The organism is Yersinia pekkanenii, assembly GCF_001152565.1.
GTDB lineage: Bacteria > Pseudomonadota > Gammaproteobacteria > Enterobacterales > Enterobacteriaceae > Yersinia > Yersinia pekkanenii.
In genome coordinates this window covers 24,740-42,210 of sequence record NZ_CQAZ01000011.1, presented here as the reverse complement: position 1 = coordinate 42,210, position 17,471 = coordinate 24,740, and the positions used below count along the sequence as shown (strand labels likewise).

Genomic DNA, 17,471 nt, shown 5'->3' with positions numbered 1-17,471 from the left:
TAGAGTTTTAATAAAGGGTTACTGACTTATAAGCAGCATTATATGAGGCTTACTTATCGATATCTGACAGATCATAGCCCCAAAATTTGGGGGCGATTCTACGGAGTGAAAAGCGATCATGCAATGATTGGTTATGCGATTTGGGTAAAAAATTATTCAGTCCGTTTCGATCAAGAGAAGAGGGGGCAGTCGGCAAATAAAAAAGGCAGTACGTAAGCACGTAGCTGCCTTTAGTGTGACGATTTAAACAAACTTATTTGAATAAGTCAGCACTGACGCTCAGGTTGCCACCACTTTTGTTCTGCCATTGGCGAGTAACATGGTAATACTTCGCACCTTTAGCCGCAGCACGTTTGGCCACCTCATGAGAGACGTCAGTCATACTGTTAAAATGACCCGTAAAGTTGACAGAATCAAAGGGTACCATCTGTGCTGCCGTAGTGTTGTTCAATTCTTGGATTTGTGTCCCGTCGGGCAAGGTTACGGTGTAACGCTTACCAGTCGATGATTGTGTTTCAAAGAAACGGCCTACATCGGCACTTGGCGTACCGGAAGAGGCAACACCAGGGATTTCAACATTAGCCGCGGCTGCGCCACCGGCAGCCAGTGCCGCACGGCCAGCATCTGAATCCGCAGGGATCACATCTGGGCTTTGTACTGCACGTTTTGCGGCATCTGCTTTATAAACATAGGCTGTCACAAACTGGTTGCCGCCCTGGTTGGCATCAACCTGACGCACGATGAAGAAAGAATAAGCCCCTTTCTCTTTTGCCGCTTTGGAAATGGCATCGTTAATGTCAGGCTGGCTGCGGAAAAAGCCACTGACAGAAACCGTATCAAAAGGTTGCAATGCATAGGCTTCTGCTTTTGGTAATTCTTTAACATCATTAAAGACGCGATACTGGGTTTCTTTGCCCACTTCTGGTGCATCATTATGATAAACGTCGGCCGTTACACGCCAGTTGCCGCCATTATTGTTGCTGTTGATATCTTGGATGTAGAAAGAGTCTGCGCCCAATTTGTCAGCTCGGCGGGATACCGCATCAGCTGCTTCATTGATTGCATTAAATCGGCCAGTAATAGTAATGCGATCAAACGGCTTGATGGCTGCTGCTTGCTCTGGGGCGAGTTCTTTTGCCGCATGTGCAGCTGAAAGTACCGTGAGCGATAGCAATGCCGATGCGATGATCGTGTATTTCAGCTTCATAAAAAATCCTTTCACCTTGCGCATTATGTTGATACGTGCGGAACAATTGATGTGTAACAGACTAGCAGATGATTATTACATGTAATAATGGCAAGTGTCTCAGCAATTTATATGACTATGTCTCTGAACGCTGAAGTTTAACCTACAGCGGCTTTACAGTGAGAATAGGGATAAGCTTTACGAATAATGACTTTAACGTCATAAGTGCTGATTATTTACATTTTACTAACCTGATGCCGCGCCATGACTGGGCTGCCTCATTATTAATAAGCTTGTTATTCTGGCGCAAAGTTGCAGGACAAGCCGCTGGTAAATATTATTTTTATAGTGAATTATACAGGGTTCTTTCCGCCTGCTAGTTTTAGTGCAAAAACCGCACCAGAAGTGCACACAAATATGGATCATCAGTCATATTTTCAGTAGGTTATAGGGAGCGGTAGTTAAGCAGGTTTGTCAGCAACCGAATAGAACTGAAGCATACCCAAATTAATTGGTGCTGTAGGCTGCAAGCCAACGCCCCAGCAGCGTCAAGTAAGAAGGGTATGGCAATACTCATCATCAAAGACAGGTAAAAGGGAACATTATGCGTATTGGTGTACCAAGAGAGCGGTTGGCCAATGAAGCCCGTGTTGCAGCAACGCCGAAAACGGTGGAACAACTGCTGAAATTAGGCTTCACCGTGGCGATTGAAAGCGGAGCTGGTCATTTAGCCAGTTTTGACGATGCGGCGTACCAGGAAGCGGGAGCCACTATTACAGATACCACCGATGTGTGGCAATCCGTCCTTATCCTCAAAGTGAATGCCCCCCTTGAGGAAGAAATTGCCCTGATGCGTGCGGGGAGTACCTTGGTCAGCTTTATCTGGCCAGCTCAGAACCCAGAATTACTGCAAAAACTGGCCGAGCGTCAGGTCACCGTATTGGCGATGGATTCGGTGCCGCGCATATCCCGAGCACAATCCATGGATGCCCTTAGCTCCATGGCGAACATTGCCGGCTACCGCGCCATTGTTGAAGCTGCCCATGAGTTTGGCCGTTTCTTCACTGGGCAAATTACTGCTGCGGGTAAAGTTCCACCCGCTAAAGTGGTGATTATCGGGGCCGGGGTTGCGGGTTTGGCGGCAATAGGGGCTGCCGGGAGCATGGGGGCTATTGTGCGTGCTTTTGACACCCGCCCGGAAGTGAAAGAACAAGTTCAGAGTATGGGGGCTGAATTCCTTGAACTGGATTTTGAAGAAGAGGCAGGCAGTGGTGATGGTTATGCCAAAGTCATGTCCGAAGCTTTTATTAAAGCCGAGATGGAACTGTTTGCCGCTCAAGCCGCTGAAGTGGACATCATCGTTACTACCGCATTGATTCCGGGCAAACCCGCGCCACGCTTAATCACCAAAGAGATGGTGGCATCAATGAAGTCGGGCAGTGTCATTGTCGATCTGGCCGCGCAAACCGGGGGTAACTGTGAACTCACCGTCGCCGATAAAGTCACCGTGACTGAGAATGGCGTAAAAATTATCGGTTATACCGATCTACCAAGCCGTTTACCGACTCAATCATCCCAGCTTTACGGCACTAACCTTGTTAACTTACTGAAATTACTCTGTAAAGAGAAAAATGGCGAGATAAACATTGATTTCGAAGATACCGTTATTCGCGGTGTTACCGTAGTCAAAACAGGTGAAGTGACATGGCCAGCGCCACCGATTCAGGTTTCTGCGCAACCTACGGCTGCAAAAGTAGCGCCAATGGTAAAAGAAGAGGCTAAACCTTCTTCACCCTGGACCAAATACATCTTTATGGCGATTGCCATTGTGCTGTTTGGTTGGCTGGCGAATGTAGCACCGAAAGAGTTCTTATCTCATTTTACTGTTTTTGCATTGGCGTGCGTGGTCGGTTACTACGTGGTTTGGAATGTCAGCCACGCGCTGCATACTCCGCTGATGTCAGTTACCAACGCGATCTCGGGCATTATTATCGTCGGCGCACTGTTGCAAATTGGCCACGGCGGCTGGGTGAGTTTCTTATCCTTTATCGCCGTACTGATTGCCAGTATCAACATTTTTGGTGGCTTTACCGTCACCCAGCGCATGCTGAAAATGTTTCGTAAAAACTAATTTTATATATCCGTTAGGCTTATATAAAAACTGAGTTGATAAACACAATATAGGGGTAACTGATGTCTAGTGGTCTCGTTACAGCTGCGTACATAGTTGCTGCGATTTTATTTATTTTCAGTTTGGCTGGGCTGTCGCGCCACGAAACATCCAAACAAGGTAACACTTTCGGTATTACCGGTATGGCCATCGCGCTTATCGCGACCATTCTTGGGCCAGACTCAAGTAACGTTGGCTGGATTATCATTGCTATGGTCATCGGTGGTGCGATCGGTATCTATCTGGCGAAGAAAGTCGAAATGACTGAAATGCCAGAGCTGGTAGCGATTCTGCACAGCTTCGTCGGTTTGGCAGCCGTTCTGGTTGGCTTTAACAGCTATCTGGCTCATGGCACGGCGGTGATGGATGCGGTGATGGTGAATATCCACCTGACCGAAGTCTTCCTGGGTATCTTTATTGGGGCGATAACCTTTACCGGTTCTATTGTTGCTTTCGGTAAATTACGCGGGATTATCTCATCTAAGCCACTGATGCTACCGCAACGCCATAAGTTGAATCTGGTGGCGCTGGCTGTTTCATTCCTGCTAATGATTATGTTCGTCAAAACAGATAGCGTTGGCCTACAAGTGGTCGCGTTGTTATTGATGACCGTGATTGCTTTGGGTTTTGGCTGGCACCTGGTGGCCTCTATTGGTGGTGCCGACATGCCGGTTGTGGTGTCGATGCTGAACTCCTACTCCGGTTGGGCCGCAGCGGCCGCAGGTTTCATGCTAAGTAATGACCTGTTGATTGTGACGGGTGCTTTGGTCGGTTCATCCGGTGCAATTCTGTCCTATATCATGTGTAAAGCGATGAACCGTTCGTTTATCAGCGTGATTGCCGGGGGGTTCGGTACCGATGGCTCTTCCACGGGTAATGCTGAAGAAATGGGCGAATACCGTGAAACTACAGCGGAAGAAGTGGCTGATCTGCTGAAAAATGCCAGTTCAGTTATCATCACTCCCGGCTATGGTATGGCGGTAGCACAGGCACAGTATCCGGTTGCGGAAATTACGGCAAAACTGCAAGCGCGTGGGATCAAAGTTCGTTTTGGTATTCACCCGGTTGCAGGGCGTTTGCCAGGGCATATGAACGTGCTATTGGCTGAAGCTAAAGTACCTTATGACGTGGTGTTGGAAATGGACGAAATCAATGATGATTTCTCAAGCACTGACGTCGTTTTGGTCATTGGGGCCAACGATACCGTTAACCCGGCAGCACTTGAAGATCCACGTAGCCCAATTGCGGGTATGCCAGTGTTGGAAGTGTGGAAAGCGCAAAGTGTTATTGCCTTTAAGCGTTCAATGAATACCGGCTATGCTGGCGTACAGAACCCATTGTTCTTTAAAGACAATACCCAAATGTTGTTTGGCGATGCTAAAGATAGCGTGGAAGCAATTTTACGCGCATTGTAATAATTACACTGTATATGATGAAGGGCCACCGACTCGGCGGCCCTGCTTTTTGGCTTTACTCAGCGCGATGTAAGAAGGGACGTTATTCAACACCCTCCAGGTCTTCATTACCTTCTATCGGGCAGGTAAATCCTTCTGGTTTAATCGCCAGTAAGTCACATTTAAGATGGTCTATCACATGTTCGGTGGTGTTACCGATAAAGGCGGCAGACAACCCAGTGCGCCCCAAAGTACCCAGTACCACCACCCCAGCCCGTAAATGTTCTGCCAAATCAGGAATAACCTCTTCAGGTAAACCTTTTTCCACATGGGTGAATTTTTCATCAATGCCAAACTGTTGGCGCAAGGCTTTCATCGCCACCAAATGCTGACCACGAATTGCATCGTTATAGACGCTCGGGTCAAAATCGGGCAATTCAATAGCAATATTAATCGGTGTGACCGGGTAAGCACTGATCAGATGCACCTGAGTCTGATTAACATGTTCTGCTAATTCTCTGGTTTCTTTAACTAAACGCAGGTTGAGCGGGTCATGCAATGGATCTTCACTGGAGAGGTTGACGGCCACCAATGCAGTACCGCCTTCTGGCCAGGGTTGGTTTTTAACCATCCATACCGGGCACGGACATTTACGCAATAAATGCCAGTCAGTTGGCGTGAAGATAATGGATTCGAGACGGTCATGCTGATGTGCCATTTTTAGCAGCAAATCATGTTTGGCGTTCAGAACTTCCTGGATAATGGCCTCATAAGGTCGATTATGCCAAACCACTTTGATTTCAATAGGTACGCCAGCATCAATATAAAACCGGCACTGCTCGCTTATCCAGGCCGAGCGTTGGCTGATAACCCCTTTACGCATTGCGGTACGTTCATCAGGCGACAGCAGGGTCGTCATGTCGTATGACAAATCATAAATAGCTAAAAATGCTTTGATTGTGCCGCCATTACGCTGCACAAGGTAAACCGCGCGTCTTAACGCAGGTTGATCATCCTGATTGGGGTCAATAGCAACCAGAATATTCTGATACTTTGCCATAGAATCTCCTTACAACCGTGAATTAACAGTATGTTAGTTAAAGAGTAAACCATGAAAGTGAAACAGGATAGGTGGAAGGAAGAGCCAGACCAATAAATATACGTTGCATCTTGAAATTTATTGGGTCGGTATTGATCTGGCTTTGATTAAGCTACAAGTTAGGCCGTGGATTACCGGCCAGTTGGGCCAGTGCTTCGGTATTCTCGATAGTGATGTATTTACCTTTCACACCCAGAATATTACTTTTCTGGAAACGGCCCAGTAAACGGCTGATAGTTTCCACCGTCAGACCTAAATAATTGCCAATATCACCACGCGTCATGGTGAGGCGGAACTCACGCTGAGAGAAACCACGTTGCGCGAAACGACGAGAAAGATTGTAGATAAAGGCGGCCAGACGCTCTTCTGCATTCTTTTTAGAAAGTAGCAGGATCATATCCTGATCACCTTTGATTTCGCCACTCATCAGCCGCATCATCTGCTGGCGCAGACTAGGCATTTTACCGGATAAATCATCCAGCGTATCAAATGGAATTTCACAAACCATAGAGGTTTCCAAGGCTTGTGCAAAGCTTGGGTGTTGTAGATTACTGATAGCATCAAAACCAACTAAATCACCCGCTAAATGGAACCCGGTGATTTGCTCATCACCTTCTTCGGTAATGGTGTAGCTTTTAATGGTCCCGGAACGGATGGCATACAGGGATTTTAGCTCATCACCTGCTTTAAACAGTGCCTGTCCTTTCTGAATAGGTTTTTTCCTTTCAATGATATTGTCGAGCTGATCCAGCTCATTTTCATTTAAGGTAAACGGAATACAGAGCTGGCTGATACTGCAATCCTGACAGTGAATTGCACAACCACCAGACTGGATACGTCGGATTACACGTTTTTCCGGGAGCATAGGGTATTCCCATTAATATTGATATGTGTCAATTTTAACATCTTTTCTTACGTCTGATAAGAGCAACAATAGTTAGCATGCTAAAAGATAGCCCTCATGCATTAATAACCAGCGTTTCCGCTCCACGCCACCGGCATAACCGGTCAATGCACCTTGCTGCCCGATCACTCGGTGACAAGGGACAACAATAGAGATTGGATTCAGTCCATTCGCCATTCCTACCGCCCGCGAAGCAGTAGGGCGGTTGATTCGTTTTGCCAACTCACCATAGCTAATGGTTTCGCCACAGGGAATTTTTCGCAGTTCCTGCCAAACCTGACGCTGAAAATCAGTACCTGCGGTTTTAACCGGTAAACTGTTAATAATATGCAGTTCACCGGCAAAATAGCGTTGCATGCTGTCGCTCAAGCCACCGGGATTATGTTTTTCAACTAAGGTAAAGGTATCTACACCGTAATGGTTACATAGCAACTTCATTAAACGCGTGTAATGATCGGTCCAATCGATGGCACGCAGCCGGTTTTCTTGGTCTGCAATCAGCAACAACTCACCCTGAGGGGTCGCGATCCTGTCAATAAAAAACGTTTCCATAAGTCTCCGCCAGTAGCTGCCATTGGATTGGCTGATGAACATGTTGCCAACATTAACGTGTTGCCACTAATTAAAGTTTCGCGGGTAATTATTGCATGAAAATTATGTCCTCGGTGCCAATTATCTGACCAGACTTATGACCTGTAGCCTTTAATTCGTTATTATCAACTTTAGATCTCATTTTTTATTTGTCGCATAACTTTAAGGTTGATAATCACGTGGAATCGAAGCCTGCGCGCGTTCTGATAAGTGCCTGTTTAATGGGGAAACCTGTCCGTTATAATGGCAGTGCCTTGTCTGTCAGTGATGAAATCATTCAACGCTGGCAGAATGAAGGGCGATTGGTCCTTGTTTGCCCCGAATTGTCCGCAGGAATGCCGGTACCCCGTCCGCCAGCCGAAATTCAGCAAGGTAATGGCGAGGCGGTACTACAAGGGCAGGCACGAGTGATTGAGCAATGGGGCAATGATGTTAGTCGCGAGTTTCTGCAAGGGGCTTATCAAACATTAGAATTGGCGCAACAGCACCATTGCACATTGGCAATTCTTACCGAAGGTAGCCCATCTTGTGGTAGCAGTCGTATCTATGATGGTAATTTTAGTGGGACTCCACGCGCAGGTCAGGGCGTCACCACGGCGTTATTGCGCCGTCATGGGATCACGGTTTTCAGCCAACATCAGCTTGAACTGGCAGATGATTTTTTGCGGAGTTCTTCGCAAAACAAGGTTTAAAATTAATCAAATGTCATAAAATACCGCCATACTGTATATGTGTACAGTATGGCGTGCCAGTGGTGGCCTGATCTAGCGCTTGTCGGCAGAATAATAATTAATCGCGACTGTCATAAAAGCGTCATTCATCTGTTCTAGTATTTGTTGTAACCCATTAATACAAATTGTATTACTGTTTTACAACAAGGAATTATACCCATGCAGAACCGTGTATCCACTATGTCCGGCATAGCGTTATCCACCCTGATGTTAACCAGTACGTTGTTTACACCCAATGCCGTTGCTGCCGCCACCGGCCTATACGACCGCAGCGCCCATGGCGATGTCACTCAATTTGGCGGGGCACGCCGTCTGACGGAAGATCAGACACAGGCGCTGCGTGATTCGTTGTCCAATAAAACGGTGAAAAATGTCATTTTATTGATTGGCGATGGTATGGGTGACTCAGAAATTACCTCGGCGCGTAACTATGCTTTGGGGGCGGGTGGTTTCTTTAAAGGAATTGATGCGTTACCGCTGACCGGGCAATACACGCACTATTCATTAGATAAGAAAACACAGAAACCTGATTACGTGACTGACTCAGCCGCGTCTGCTACTGCATGGTCTTCCGGCGTGAAAACCTATAATGGCGCACTGGGTGTCGATGTATTCGGCAAAGATCACGCCACATTATTGGAACTGGCCAAAAAAGCAGGTAAAGCGACCGGTAACGTCTCTACCGCTGAATTGCAGGATGCCACGCCTGCGGCACAGTTTGCCCACGTCACCGGGCGAAAATGCTACGGCCCGGAAGAAACCAGTGAGAAGTGTGGTACTAACGCGTTGGAAAATGGGGGGCGCGGTTCCATTACCGAACAGATGATTGCCGGGCGTGCTGATGTCACTTTAGGCGGTGGTTCTAAATCATTCAGCCAAGTCGCTAAAGCCGGTGAATGGAAAGATCAATCGCTACGCGATCAAGCTCTGGCCCGAGGTTACATCATTGTTGAAAATCTTGATGATTTGAATGCAATAAAGCAGGCCGATCAACAAAAACCGCTGTTGGGGTTATTTAGTCCAGGTAATATGCCGGTACGCTGGCAGGGGCCGAAAGCCTCTTATCACGGCAACCTGGATAAACCGCCGGTAACCTGTGAAAACAATAGCGAACGCACCAACGATATTCCAACATTGGCCGTGATGACCGAAAAAGCGATTGATCTGTTGAAAACCAATGAGCAAGGTTTCTTCCTGCAAGTGGAAGGGGCATCAATTGACAAACAAGACCACGCAGCAAACCCTTGTGGCCAGTTCGGTGAAACCGTCGATTTGGATGAAGCAGTACAAAAAGCACTGGAGTTTGCCCGTACCGATGGCAATACACTGGTCATCGTAACCGCAGATCATGCTCATTCTAGCCAAATTATTGAGGCTGATGCTAAAGCACCTGGTCTGACGCAAGCGTTAACCACCAAAGACGGCGCAATTATGGCTATAAGCTACGGTAATTCTGAAGATGACTCTCAAGGGCATACCGGTACGCAATTACGGATAGCGGCTTACGGCCCACATGCCGCGAACGTTGTTGGCCTGACCGATCAGACCGATCTGTTCTTTACCATGCGCGATGCTATGGCAATTAAATAAGAGACCATTTATTTGTAGCATAGCCATTTTGTTACATAGACCCTCTGCCTGGACCATCCCGGTGCCGTTTTGACCGGGATTTTCTGTTGCTGTGACCCCGTGATTGGCCGCAAAACAAATCTCTATTTTTAGCTGAAAGCCAAGATTGAATGACGGCTAAATACGGCCATAAAAAGTCATTCTGGCCGTTTCGGATAAGGTAATGTCAGGTTGTGCATTATATGCCAGTACCACTAGCATCCGTGTGATATCCCCTTGTGTCGGCGTGACACGGTGAATTGCATTTCTTCCACGGAATAACACTAATTCCCCCGGTTCAATCTGTAATACTTTAGGGGTGATTTTCTGGTTTAGCAGCTGTTCCACACCGGAATAATTCATCTCTGCTTTATCTGCATCCCGCATTTCTTCGATATATTCGAAAACACCACCCGCCTGTGGTTTTTGTACCAATAAGGTAATGGCAAACGAAGAGTTATCAAAATGCCAACCTAACTCTTGACCTTGACTGGCGTAGTGTAAATTAATTGAAGAAAGTGAATCAGCGTAGGGGTAGAGCTGCTTTTCATCTAAGACGGCACACAGAAAATTCTGAAAATCCTTTGCGGTATACAGTGTTCGAAGCGCGGAGTCTGCGGGGATTTCCTCATCGGTAATACACCCTTTTGATGATGTAACCAACCGATTGCGCGGATGGTCAGCAGAATAGGCGGGATCTGAATTGGTCAGATAAACGTTATGTTGATTAGCTGCATAGTACGCGTGATGTTTTTGATTGATGCCTTCCTGCTTAATACTGTCCAGCGCGCGAGGCAATAAAAAGTCCGACAATACCAGAACACCACAAGCTTCCAGAGTACCCTTGCATTGTTTAATGAACGCCATGTCGCCAATTGGATTGGCGACCATATTAATTATTTTGGTTAATTTTTGCATATATCCCCACAATAATGCTAAAGGTTGCTTCTCTTCTTAAGAGTATAGGATTATTTGTAACCAGAATAATAATAAAACGTTAACTATAAACTAAAGCACAAGTTACCCGTGACAAATCCCTATTATTTAATTTACCCCAAGCAGATGTTGGATAAGCCGAAAGCTAAGGAATTTATCCAATGGCTACAGAGTCTTTGCTAGCTGAATGTATAATCAACTGGCATAATTGATTTATTGAACGCGTTGGCACGCCGTTATGCCAAACAACAAACATTAAAAATAAAATACTGGATTATTATTAACCTATAAATTGCACTTAAGTCTAATTAGTGTTTTTGTCATGATTTTTATGTGAAAAGAACGTAAAAAAAACGTTATTTATTAAATATTGCCATTAAAGGCAGAATAAAAATTACTATTTTAAGATAGGGGCAGATAAACCATCGTGGCAAAGAGAAAATCTACCGGTACCGGCGGGGTTATCCTACTCATCGTCGTTTTAGGGCTGATGACAGGTATCCCAAGAGAAGTGTGGATTGCACTGAGTGCGGCTATCTTATGCCTGTACTTTGTTTGGCAAAATCTCAAAGGGGCTAAGTCACTCGTCGGGCCATCTATCAATACCGATATGCAGAAAACCGTGACGGTACCCGATCTGGGCAGTTATCCGATGGCTCCGTCGCAGTTAGAGCCAGAATACCCCACTGAAAATGATCAGCCTGAACAGCGTCAATCAGTCGACGGATCCAAGAAAGCAGCACCTAAACCAACAGAAACATCTCGAGGTTCTTTAGCCCGTGCATCGTGGCTCCGTCCCGGTGAGCTAGCCGTTGTCGCCGGAATAAATTTACCGGATGGTATGGTTTATATTGGTAATAAATACAAAAGTAACCGTACCGGGGCAGAGCCTGCGTTTATTAACCCGTCAATGGATGTCGCGGCAAACGAAATAGATAGCTCATTACCTCTGATTGATAATGCACCCGATTACTCAACATGTTCACCTGAGGCGAGAAGAGCATATTTACAGTGGCTATCCGAAGGGCGTAAATCGCCCAATGCAGATATCGGCTATGTATTCTTATTTTTCTACGGATTGGAACATCGAATACTGATTGATGCAGCTATAGATCCAGTGGCAAAAAAAGAGTTCCCTATCCTTGAAACAGAAATTAATCGTCTACTAAAGATTTATGGGAAAAATAACGCATTTAATCATTATGCGCAGAATTTATTAGTTTATCTCTCTCGGGTGAATATAGAGGAGAAACTCTATCTGTCTTCACCGCCTTCAACCCGCAATGCCTCAACCGAACTTCCACTGGCGTTGCTGGTCGGTTTAGGGCAATTGGCGGTTGATCAGAAACCACTGTCAGCCGAATGGGCTCTCGCCTGGGGGGAAGCCGACCCGGTAATAAATCAGAATATATCAATGGTACATTGTGCCAATGTTTTCTCTTCGCTATTTCAGCAGCGTTACCGAGCACAATATGGTGATGGATTTTTATTGCCGGTTAATAAAACCAAATTACTGATATTTTATCGTCCTGCTTCTGCGGGATTAATGGGCCAGGAATTCTTCCAGCAAATGGGTGACCTGCCGAATGTCGCAGTATGTAAAGCGCATCGGGATAAGCTTCGGCCAATATTTGAAGCATGTCAGCAGGATCTTGATATTTATAACCGTTTTGCCAGTGGTAATCCAAAGAAAAAAATGTCGCTGGAAGGGCAGCTATTGATGCCAATGCCATTGTGGTCTGAGGCATTAAAAAGCGAATTAGAGAATATTAAAGCAAAGGTCGGTTATGGTTTGCTGATGATCACATTGGATGAACTTTTTCTCCGGCTAAGTACTGCCTGTGATACCAAACCATTAGAGTGTTTATCCCGCAGTCAGGTGATGGCATTAACCTATGCACTGGCGTCGTTACACGTTGGCATTGAACCTGATGTTAGAGCGGATAATCATACCCCCGTTTTGCAAGATATCGTGGCACTGTTTCCTATTGAGTCGATGGTCGCTGAATCAGCAACCATTGCCACCTATCGTGTCACTATGCTGGCAGTAGAGCTGGCTTGTGCCGCAGTGATGGTTGATGGGTGTATCGGTGAGCCAGAATCAAAGATATTGACTCAGCACATTGATGCTTGGGGTTATATTAGCCCCGGTCAACGTATGCGTCTAAAAGCTTATCTCCAGCCGGGTATCAGAAAAAGTAATACGTTACTGGCGCTGAAAAATAACCTGGAGCCGCTTTCGCTGGATAATCGTCGGGCCATAGCACGTTTTCTGGCACATCTAATTCAGGTTGAGGGAACCATTACACCCCAAGACGTGAAGTTCCTTGAACGGGTGTATAAGCGTTTCGCCCTCGACAGTAAGCTGGTCTATCGCGATCTTGATAGCCGTGCAACACCAATGACATTGAGCCTGCCGTCCCCGGCCGCTGAAATTATTAATGATACCGACCGCATTAATCTACTGAAAAATGAAAGTCAGGAATTAGTCAAACTGTTAGAAAACCTGTTCATCACTGAGACGGTCACTGCCCCCGCGCCAACCGAGATTAACCCGAAATCAATGGCGGCAATCACGGCTAATTTGGCTAATAGCACCGTGATATTCCTAAAACTGCTGATGTCCCGTGACACTTGGGAAAAAGATAAGTTGATGGATATTGCGTTAGATATGGAAATTAAACTTGATGATGTACTGGTTGAGATTAACCGTAAAACATTGGCAGCATTTGATGCCCCACTGATCACCGGTGATGCCATTATTGCGATAAATCGTGATATATCGGCAGCACTACTGATGTAATAATATCCTGCATGCAAGGATATAAGCGTGCTTGAGCTAAGCCCTAATAATCGCTACCATAACGCGCCTAATGATGCCAGAGAGATAAGAGTAATGAGATACCAATGGATACTGTTCGATGCGGATGAAACACTATTTCACTTTGATGCATATCAAGGCTTAAAGCTGATGTTCTCCCGCTTTAATGTGGAGTTTTCCGCGCAGGATTTTGATCATTATCAGTTGGTTAATAAACCGCTTTGGGTCGATTATCAGGATGGCAAGATATCTGCCACCGAGTTACAAAATAGCCGTTTTGAAATGTGGGCAGAAAAACTGGGTGTCGCGGCAACCCGTCTGAATAGTGAGTTTTTGGTCGCTATGGCAGATATTTGTTCGCTGTTACCCGGTGCGCGTGAGTTAGTTGATGCCTTGAGCGGTAAAGTCAATATGGGGATTATTACCAATGGTTTTACCGAGTTGCAGACTCTCCGTTTAGAGCGTACCGGTTTAAAAAATGTCTTTTCCCCACTGATTATTTCTGAGCAAGTAGGGGTGGCTAAGCCAGATGTGGCTATATTTGAACATGCTTTCAATTTAATGAATAATCCGGCAAAAGAAAATATTTTAATGGTTGGCGATAATCTTCATTCTGATATTCAGGGTGGTATTAATGCGGGTATTGATACCTGCTGGCTTAATATGCATGGTGCCGCTGTAGATGATAATATTGCGCCTCGCTATCAAGTTAGCTCACTGGCGGAATTACAAAAACTATTACTGGCTTAATATATCTGCGTTCGAATCAAAAAGGCCGTTAACGATATATTATCGCTAGCGGCCTGCTGCTTTCGTAACATTGTCTTTATTCTCACACCTCAATGATATTTCTAGTATTACGCTCAGTGATATTATCCCTGATGGGGCATTAATGAAGGGGTGCCAGCAAAGGCAGGTGTGGTGCTCTTTAATGCCTGTTCATCCTGGCTGATACTGCCACTATTAGCGGCCCACACGCCTTCTTGTGTTTTGGTCACGGCCTGATGTTGGTTATTCAAGTCTTGGCCAACAGCGGCGATATGGGTGCTTTCAGTGCCACCACTGTTATCCGCCCATGGGATGTGTGGATCAGCCGCGCGCGCAATGTTGGCGCTGGCTAAGGCAATGATGGCAACGGCGAGTGCATACTTGATTTGAGCGTTCATATTATACCTGCTTATTTAGTAGCAAATTTGCTAGGGTAAATACGTATTCTGCGATGTAGCAGTACCATCTCACTCTGGCGAATAATTGTCGGGGAGATATACATTAAGCTTATGCCGATACAACGCGCCGGGTTTAGCAACCGGTGCGATATGTTGCATCATTATTTATTAAAATGTAATTAATGTTAACATTACCGTAAAAATAAAGGGAATTAATGATGAAAATAGTCAGCCGCCCCCTGTTGGCAGGGGCTTTTTTACTTGCGTTAAGCAGCCAATTAGCCCTCGCTGGTACCATCGAAGCCGTTAACCACACCAAATGGGCCATCAACCAGTTCAGCGTCAACGGACAGTCCGGCATCGATGCCATCGGCCCGTTCCAGGGCGGCGGCGGCGGCTGCTGTTACAGCGCGCCCACACAATGGCAACCGGGAATGACGGTCAGGATAGACTGGGAAACAGGCGTAGGAACTGCCGATGATTTTCCTGGGTATGAGAACAGTGAAAAAGCTTTGGATTGGGCGAGAAAAATAAAAGCACAACATCGACAGCACTATAAAATAGTCCCGGTTCCAGCTTATACCTCCGGTGGAAAAACATGTGGGATCACCGTTCACTTTATGCCCTGCGACCAAATTAAAGTCACCACCAGTTGCTACGAGTATGGCCATCCTAACTACCCCATTAAAGAGCCTTTACGGATGAAGGAGCCTAAAGTATGTCCGAAATAAGCACCGATCTGGTCTGGTATCCCCCCCAATTTCCGGAGCAGGGGCGACTTCCTGTTCACGCGGCTCACCGCTGATTGGCGATCAAATCCTCTACCTGATTGAAAATAGGTATTTCAGAACCAAAGCGGCGAACCTGGAGCACATCCTCTAGTTTTTCTAGCTGACTTATCATTTGCAGTAGTCGCTGGTCATCCAACACTTGTAACCAAATGCGGCTTTCTTCGCCACCGGCCAGCGGCATACACAGAATGCCTTCTACGTTAAACGCACGTCGGGCAAATAAGCCACAAATATGGGACATCACTCCGGGGTGGTTGCGCACGGTCAGTAATAAAGCTACTCGTGCCGTGGTTTGTAAACCCAATGTGGGTTGATCTGCCATTGGTAGACTTGTCATCTTACTCACCTCCAATCATATCGATATTCGCAGCACCAGGTGGCACCATGGGATACACTTTTTCATCCACATCAATCAACGCGTGGATTAATACGGGGCCAGGGCGATTTAGCGCATCATGCAAAGCGGCATAAGGGTCGCTGGCACTATTAAGGTCACAAGTAGAAAAACCAAAGCCTTCAGCAATATGAATAAAATTAGTGCGATAAGGGTAGTCGGCGGCAAAAATACGTTTACCGAAGAACAGATCCTGCTGCTGATGGACTAAACCTAGTGACTGGTTATTCATCAAAATAATCTTAACGTTCAGCCGCTCTTCAACTGCGGTCGCCATTTCTTGAATGTTCATCATCAGGCTGCCATCACCGGAAAAGCACACCACTTTAGCCTCTGGCTTCGCCAGTGCTGCGCCAATGGCGGCAGGCAGACCAAAACCCATGGTGCCCAGTCCTCCGGAAGTTAACCACTGTCGTGGTCGGTGCAATGGATAGACCTGTGCCACCCACATTTGATGCTGGCCGACATCAGTAGTAATGATGGTGTCGTCATCCAGAGCCTCGGCCGCCGCACGAATCAAGCCATAGTGGCACAACGGGTTGCCACTGTTTGGCTGATTGAACGGAAACTCACGCTGCATATTGCTGACAATGGCACGCCAATCACTGCGCGTTTGTGTGTCGACTAATGGCAATAAATGGGTTAATACCTGCTTAATATCAGCATTCATCGCCAGATGGGGGCGGCGAATTTTGCCAAGCTCAGCGGGGTCAATATCAATATGAATAATGCTGGCGTTAGGGCAAAACTGTTCAGCCTTGCCAATAGCCCGATCATCAAATCGGGCACCGAGCACAATCAATAAATCCGCCTGTTGCATGACAAGATTGGTCGAACGTGCGGCATGCATCCCCAACATTCCTAAGGATAATGGATGGTCAACCGGCATGGTGCCTAATGCCATTAATGTCATGGTGGTAGGCAGACCGGCCTGTTCGGCCAGTTGTATTGCTTCATGATGGGCCTCGGAGCTGACTATCCCGCCCCCCAGATAGAGTACTGGCCGTGCAGCACGGTTGATCATCTGAGCCGCTTGAGCAATAGCCTGCAGATCGACTGGGCAGGGTTCATCTGCAACCCCCGGTTCTGGCAAGCTTTCAAGCTCAATCTCAGCGGTTTGTACATCTTTGGGAATATCAATCCATACCGGGCCGGGACGCCCGGACTGAGCAATACGAAATGCCGCCGGAATGACCCGAACCAATTCGCTGATATCGCGAACCAAATAGTTATGTTTGGTGATGGGGATCGACAAACCGTAGGTATCAACTTCTTGAAAAGCATCGGTGCCAATCATTGAGGAGGAAACCTGCCCTGTAATACAAACCAGTGGAATAGAGTCGAGCTTAGCATCGGCAATGGCCGTGACCAGATTGGTTGCTCCAGGGCCGCTGGATGCCAAGCAGACGGCGGTTTGTCCGGTGGCCCGCGCCATACCCTGCGCCATAAAACCCGCACCTTGCTCATGTCGCGCCAACACATGGCGGATAATGCGACTTTGCCCCAGAGCATCATACAACGGTAACGCCGCACCACCAGGAATACCTGCCACAGTGGTAATGCCTTGTTGTTCCAGTAAACGAACTATTAATTGGGCGCCGGTATAACGCATGGTTATGTCCTTCATCGGGGCCGGCGCTAACAGAGTGGGGCAAAAAGAAACCCCGCTCGGCTGGCGCC

15 protein-coding genes are annotated in these 17,471 nt (G+C 46.7%); 7 read left to right on the top strand and 8 right to left on the bottom strand.

Annotation, left to right across the window (positions count from 1 at the left end; translation table 11 throughout):
• Positions 1–253: 253 nt before the first annotated feature.
• Positions 254–1,207, bottom strand: coding sequence for a DUF1471 family protein YdgH (gene ydgH / locus AEP37_RS07360; protein WP_049611965.1), 954 nt, complete (start codon positions 1,205–1,207; stop codon positions 254–256).
• Positions 1,208–1,790: 583 nt separating this feature from the next.
• Between ydgH and pntA the strand changes: the two genes are divergently transcribed.
• A complete protein-coding gene (pntA, locus tag AEP37_RS07355; RefSeq protein WP_049611957.1) occupies positions 1,791–3,317 on the top strand; it encodes a Re/Si-specific NAD(P)(+) transhydrogenase subunit alpha in 1,527 nt (508 codons plus the stop codon).
• Positions 3,318–3,379: 62 nt separating this feature from the next.
• Positions 3,380–4,771, top strand: coding sequence for a Re/Si-specific NAD(P)(+) transhydrogenase subunit beta (pntB, locus tag AEP37_RS07350; RefSeq protein ID WP_049611953.1), 1,392 nt, complete (start codon positions 3,380–3,382; stop codon positions 4,769–4,771).
• Between the two features lie 82 nt (positions 4,772–4,853).
• On the opposite strand, the gene uspE is transcribed toward pntB, so the two are convergent.
• The 3 genes from uspE to ogt form a co-directional block, all read right to left on the bottom strand.
• Complete coding sequence (uspE, locus tag AEP37_RS07345; RefSeq protein WP_049611950.1) at positions 4,854–5,810, bottom strand: universal stress protein UspE; 957 nt, start codon at positions 5,808–5,810, stop codon at positions 4,854–4,856.
• Positions 5,811–5,961: 151 nt separating this feature from the next.
• Positions 5,962–6,714: an FNR family transcription factor gene (locus tag AEP37_RS07340; RefSeq protein ID WP_049611949.1), complete on the bottom strand. Its 753-nt coding sequence runs from the start codon at positions 6,712–6,714 to the stop codon at positions 5,962–5,964.
• Positions 6,715–6,786: 72 nt separating this feature from the next.
• Positions 6,787–7,305, bottom strand: coding sequence for a methylated-DNA--[protein]-cysteine S-methyltransferase (ogt, locus tag AEP37_RS07335; protein WP_049611947.1), 519 nt, complete (start codon positions 7,303–7,305; stop codon positions 6,787–6,789).
• Positions 7,306–7,523: 218 nt separating this feature from the next.
• Here ogt and AEP37_RS07330 point away from each other — a divergent pair, with 218 nt between their 5' ends.
• Together AEP37_RS07330 and phoA are read left to right on the top strand one after the other, a co-directional pair.
• Positions 7,524–8,036, top strand: a complete 513-nt coding sequence (locus AEP37_RS07330) for a DUF523 domain-containing protein (RefSeq protein ID WP_049611945.1) — start codon at positions 7,524–7,526, stop codon at positions 8,034–8,036.
• 198 nt (positions 8,037–8,234) lie between these two features.
• Complete coding sequence (gene phoA / locus AEP37_RS07325; protein ID WP_049611943.1) at positions 8,235–9,665, top strand: alkaline phosphatase; 1,431 nt, start codon at positions 8,235–8,237, stop codon at positions 9,663–9,665.
• Positions 9,666–9,821: 156 nt separating this feature from the next.
• On the opposite strand, the gene AEP37_RS07320 is transcribed toward phoA, so the two are convergent.
• Positions 9,822–10,601, bottom strand: a complete 780-nt coding sequence (locus tag AEP37_RS07320) for a HalD/BesD family halogenase (protein WP_049611941.1) — start codon at positions 10,599–10,601, stop codon at positions 9,822–9,824.
• A 445-nt stretch (positions 10,602–11,046) separates the two neighbouring features.
• Here AEP37_RS07320 and AEP37_RS07315 point away from each other — a divergent pair, with 445 nt between their 5' ends.
• A complete protein-coding gene (locus AEP37_RS07315) occupies positions 11,047–13,422 on the top strand; it encodes a tellurite resistance TerB family protein (RefSeq protein WP_049611940.1) in 2,376 nt (791 codons plus the stop codon).
• Between the two features lie 93 nt (positions 13,423–13,515).
• Positions 13,516–14,190, top strand: a complete 675-nt coding sequence (gene yjjG, locus AEP37_RS07310; protein WP_049611939.1) for a pyrimidine 5'-nucleotidase — start codon at positions 13,516–13,518, stop codon at positions 14,188–14,190.
• A gap of 122 nt (positions 14,191–14,312) precedes the next feature.
• Here yjjG and AEP37_RS07305 read toward each other — a convergent pair whose 3' ends face one another.
• Complete coding sequence (locus tag AEP37_RS07305) at positions 14,313–14,606, bottom strand: hypothetical protein (RefSeq protein ID WP_082170720.1); 294 nt, start codon at positions 14,604–14,606, stop codon at positions 14,313–14,315.
• A 215-nt stretch (positions 14,607–14,821) separates the two neighbouring features.
• On the opposite strand from AEP37_RS07305, the gene AEP37_RS07300 reads away from it, so the two are divergent.
• The gene (locus tag AEP37_RS07300; protein ID WP_049611937.1) at positions 14,822–15,337 is read left to right on the top strand and encodes a DUF3304 domain-containing protein; all 516 of its coding nucleotides are present in this window, start codon (positions 14,822–14,824) and stop codon (positions 15,335–15,337) included.
• Between the two features lie 64 nt (positions 15,338–15,401).
• On the opposite strand, the gene ilvN is transcribed toward AEP37_RS07300, so the two are convergent.
• On the bottom strand, positions 15,402–15,734 hold the full coding sequence (gene ilvN, locus AEP37_RS07295) for an acetolactate synthase small subunit (protein ID WP_072086259.1): 333 nt from the start codon (positions 15,732–15,734) through the stop codon (positions 15,402–15,404).
• Between the two features lies 1 nt (position 15,735).
• The gene (ilvB, locus tag AEP37_RS07290; RefSeq protein WP_049611935.1) at positions 15,736–17,403 is read right to left on the bottom strand and encodes an acetolactate synthase large subunit; all 1,668 of its coding nucleotides are present in this window, start codon (positions 17,401–17,403) and stop codon (positions 15,736–15,738) included.
• Between the last annotated feature and the right edge of the window lie 68 nt (positions 17,404–17,471).

What these genes read in the sequence shown, in the direction of transcription:
- ilvN (WP_072086259.1), bottom strand. Translation starts at nt 15,734, where the DNA reads ATGACAAGTCTACCAATGGCAGATCAACCCACATTGGGTTTACAAACC.
- pntA (WP_049611957.1), top strand. Translation starts at nt 1,791, where the DNA reads ATGCGTATTGGTGTACCAAGAGAGCGGTTGGCCAATGAAGCCCGTGTT.
- AEP37_RS07305 (WP_082170720.1), bottom strand. Translation starts at nt 14,606, where the DNA reads ATGAACGCTCAAATCAAGTATGCACTCGCCGTTGCCATCATTGCCTTA.
- uspE (WP_049611950.1), bottom strand. Translation starts at nt 5,810, where the DNA reads ATGGCAAAGTATCAGAATATTCTGGTTGCTATTGACCCCAATCAGGAT.
- yjjG (WP_049611939.1), top strand. Translation starts at nt 13,516, where the DNA reads ATGAGATACCAATGGATACTGTTCGATGCGGATGAAACACTATTTCAC.
- ogt (WP_049611947.1), bottom strand. Translation starts at nt 7,305, where the DNA reads ATGGAAACGTTTTTTATTGACAGGATCGCGACCCCTCAGGGTGAGTTG.
- AEP37_RS07340 (WP_049611949.1), bottom strand. Translation starts at nt 6,714, where the DNA reads ATGCTCCCGGAAAAACGTGTAATCCGACGTATCCAGTCTGGTGGTTGT.
- AEP37_RS07300 (WP_049611937.1), top strand. Translation starts at nt 14,822, where the DNA reads ATGATGAAAATAGTCAGCCGCCCCCTGTTGGCAGGGGCTTTTTTACTT.
- phoA (WP_049611943.1), top strand. Translation starts at nt 8,235, where the DNA reads ATGCAGAACCGTGTATCCACTATGTCCGGCATAGCGTTATCCACCCTG.
- ydgH (WP_049611965.1), bottom strand. Translation starts at nt 1,207, where the DNA reads ATGAAGCTGAAATACACGATCATCGCATCGGCATTGCTATCGCTCACG.
- pntB (WP_049611953.1), top strand. Translation starts at nt 3,380, where the DNA reads ATGTCTAGTGGTCTCGTTACAGCTGCGTACATAGTTGCTGCGATTTTA.
- AEP37_RS07320 (WP_049611941.1), bottom strand. Translation starts at nt 10,601, where the DNA reads ATGCAAAAATTAACCAAAATAATTAATATGGTCGCCAATCCAATTGGC.
- ilvB (WP_049611935.1), bottom strand. Translation starts at nt 17,403, where the DNA reads ATGCGTTATACCGGCGCCCAATTAATAGTTCGTTTACTGGAACAACAA.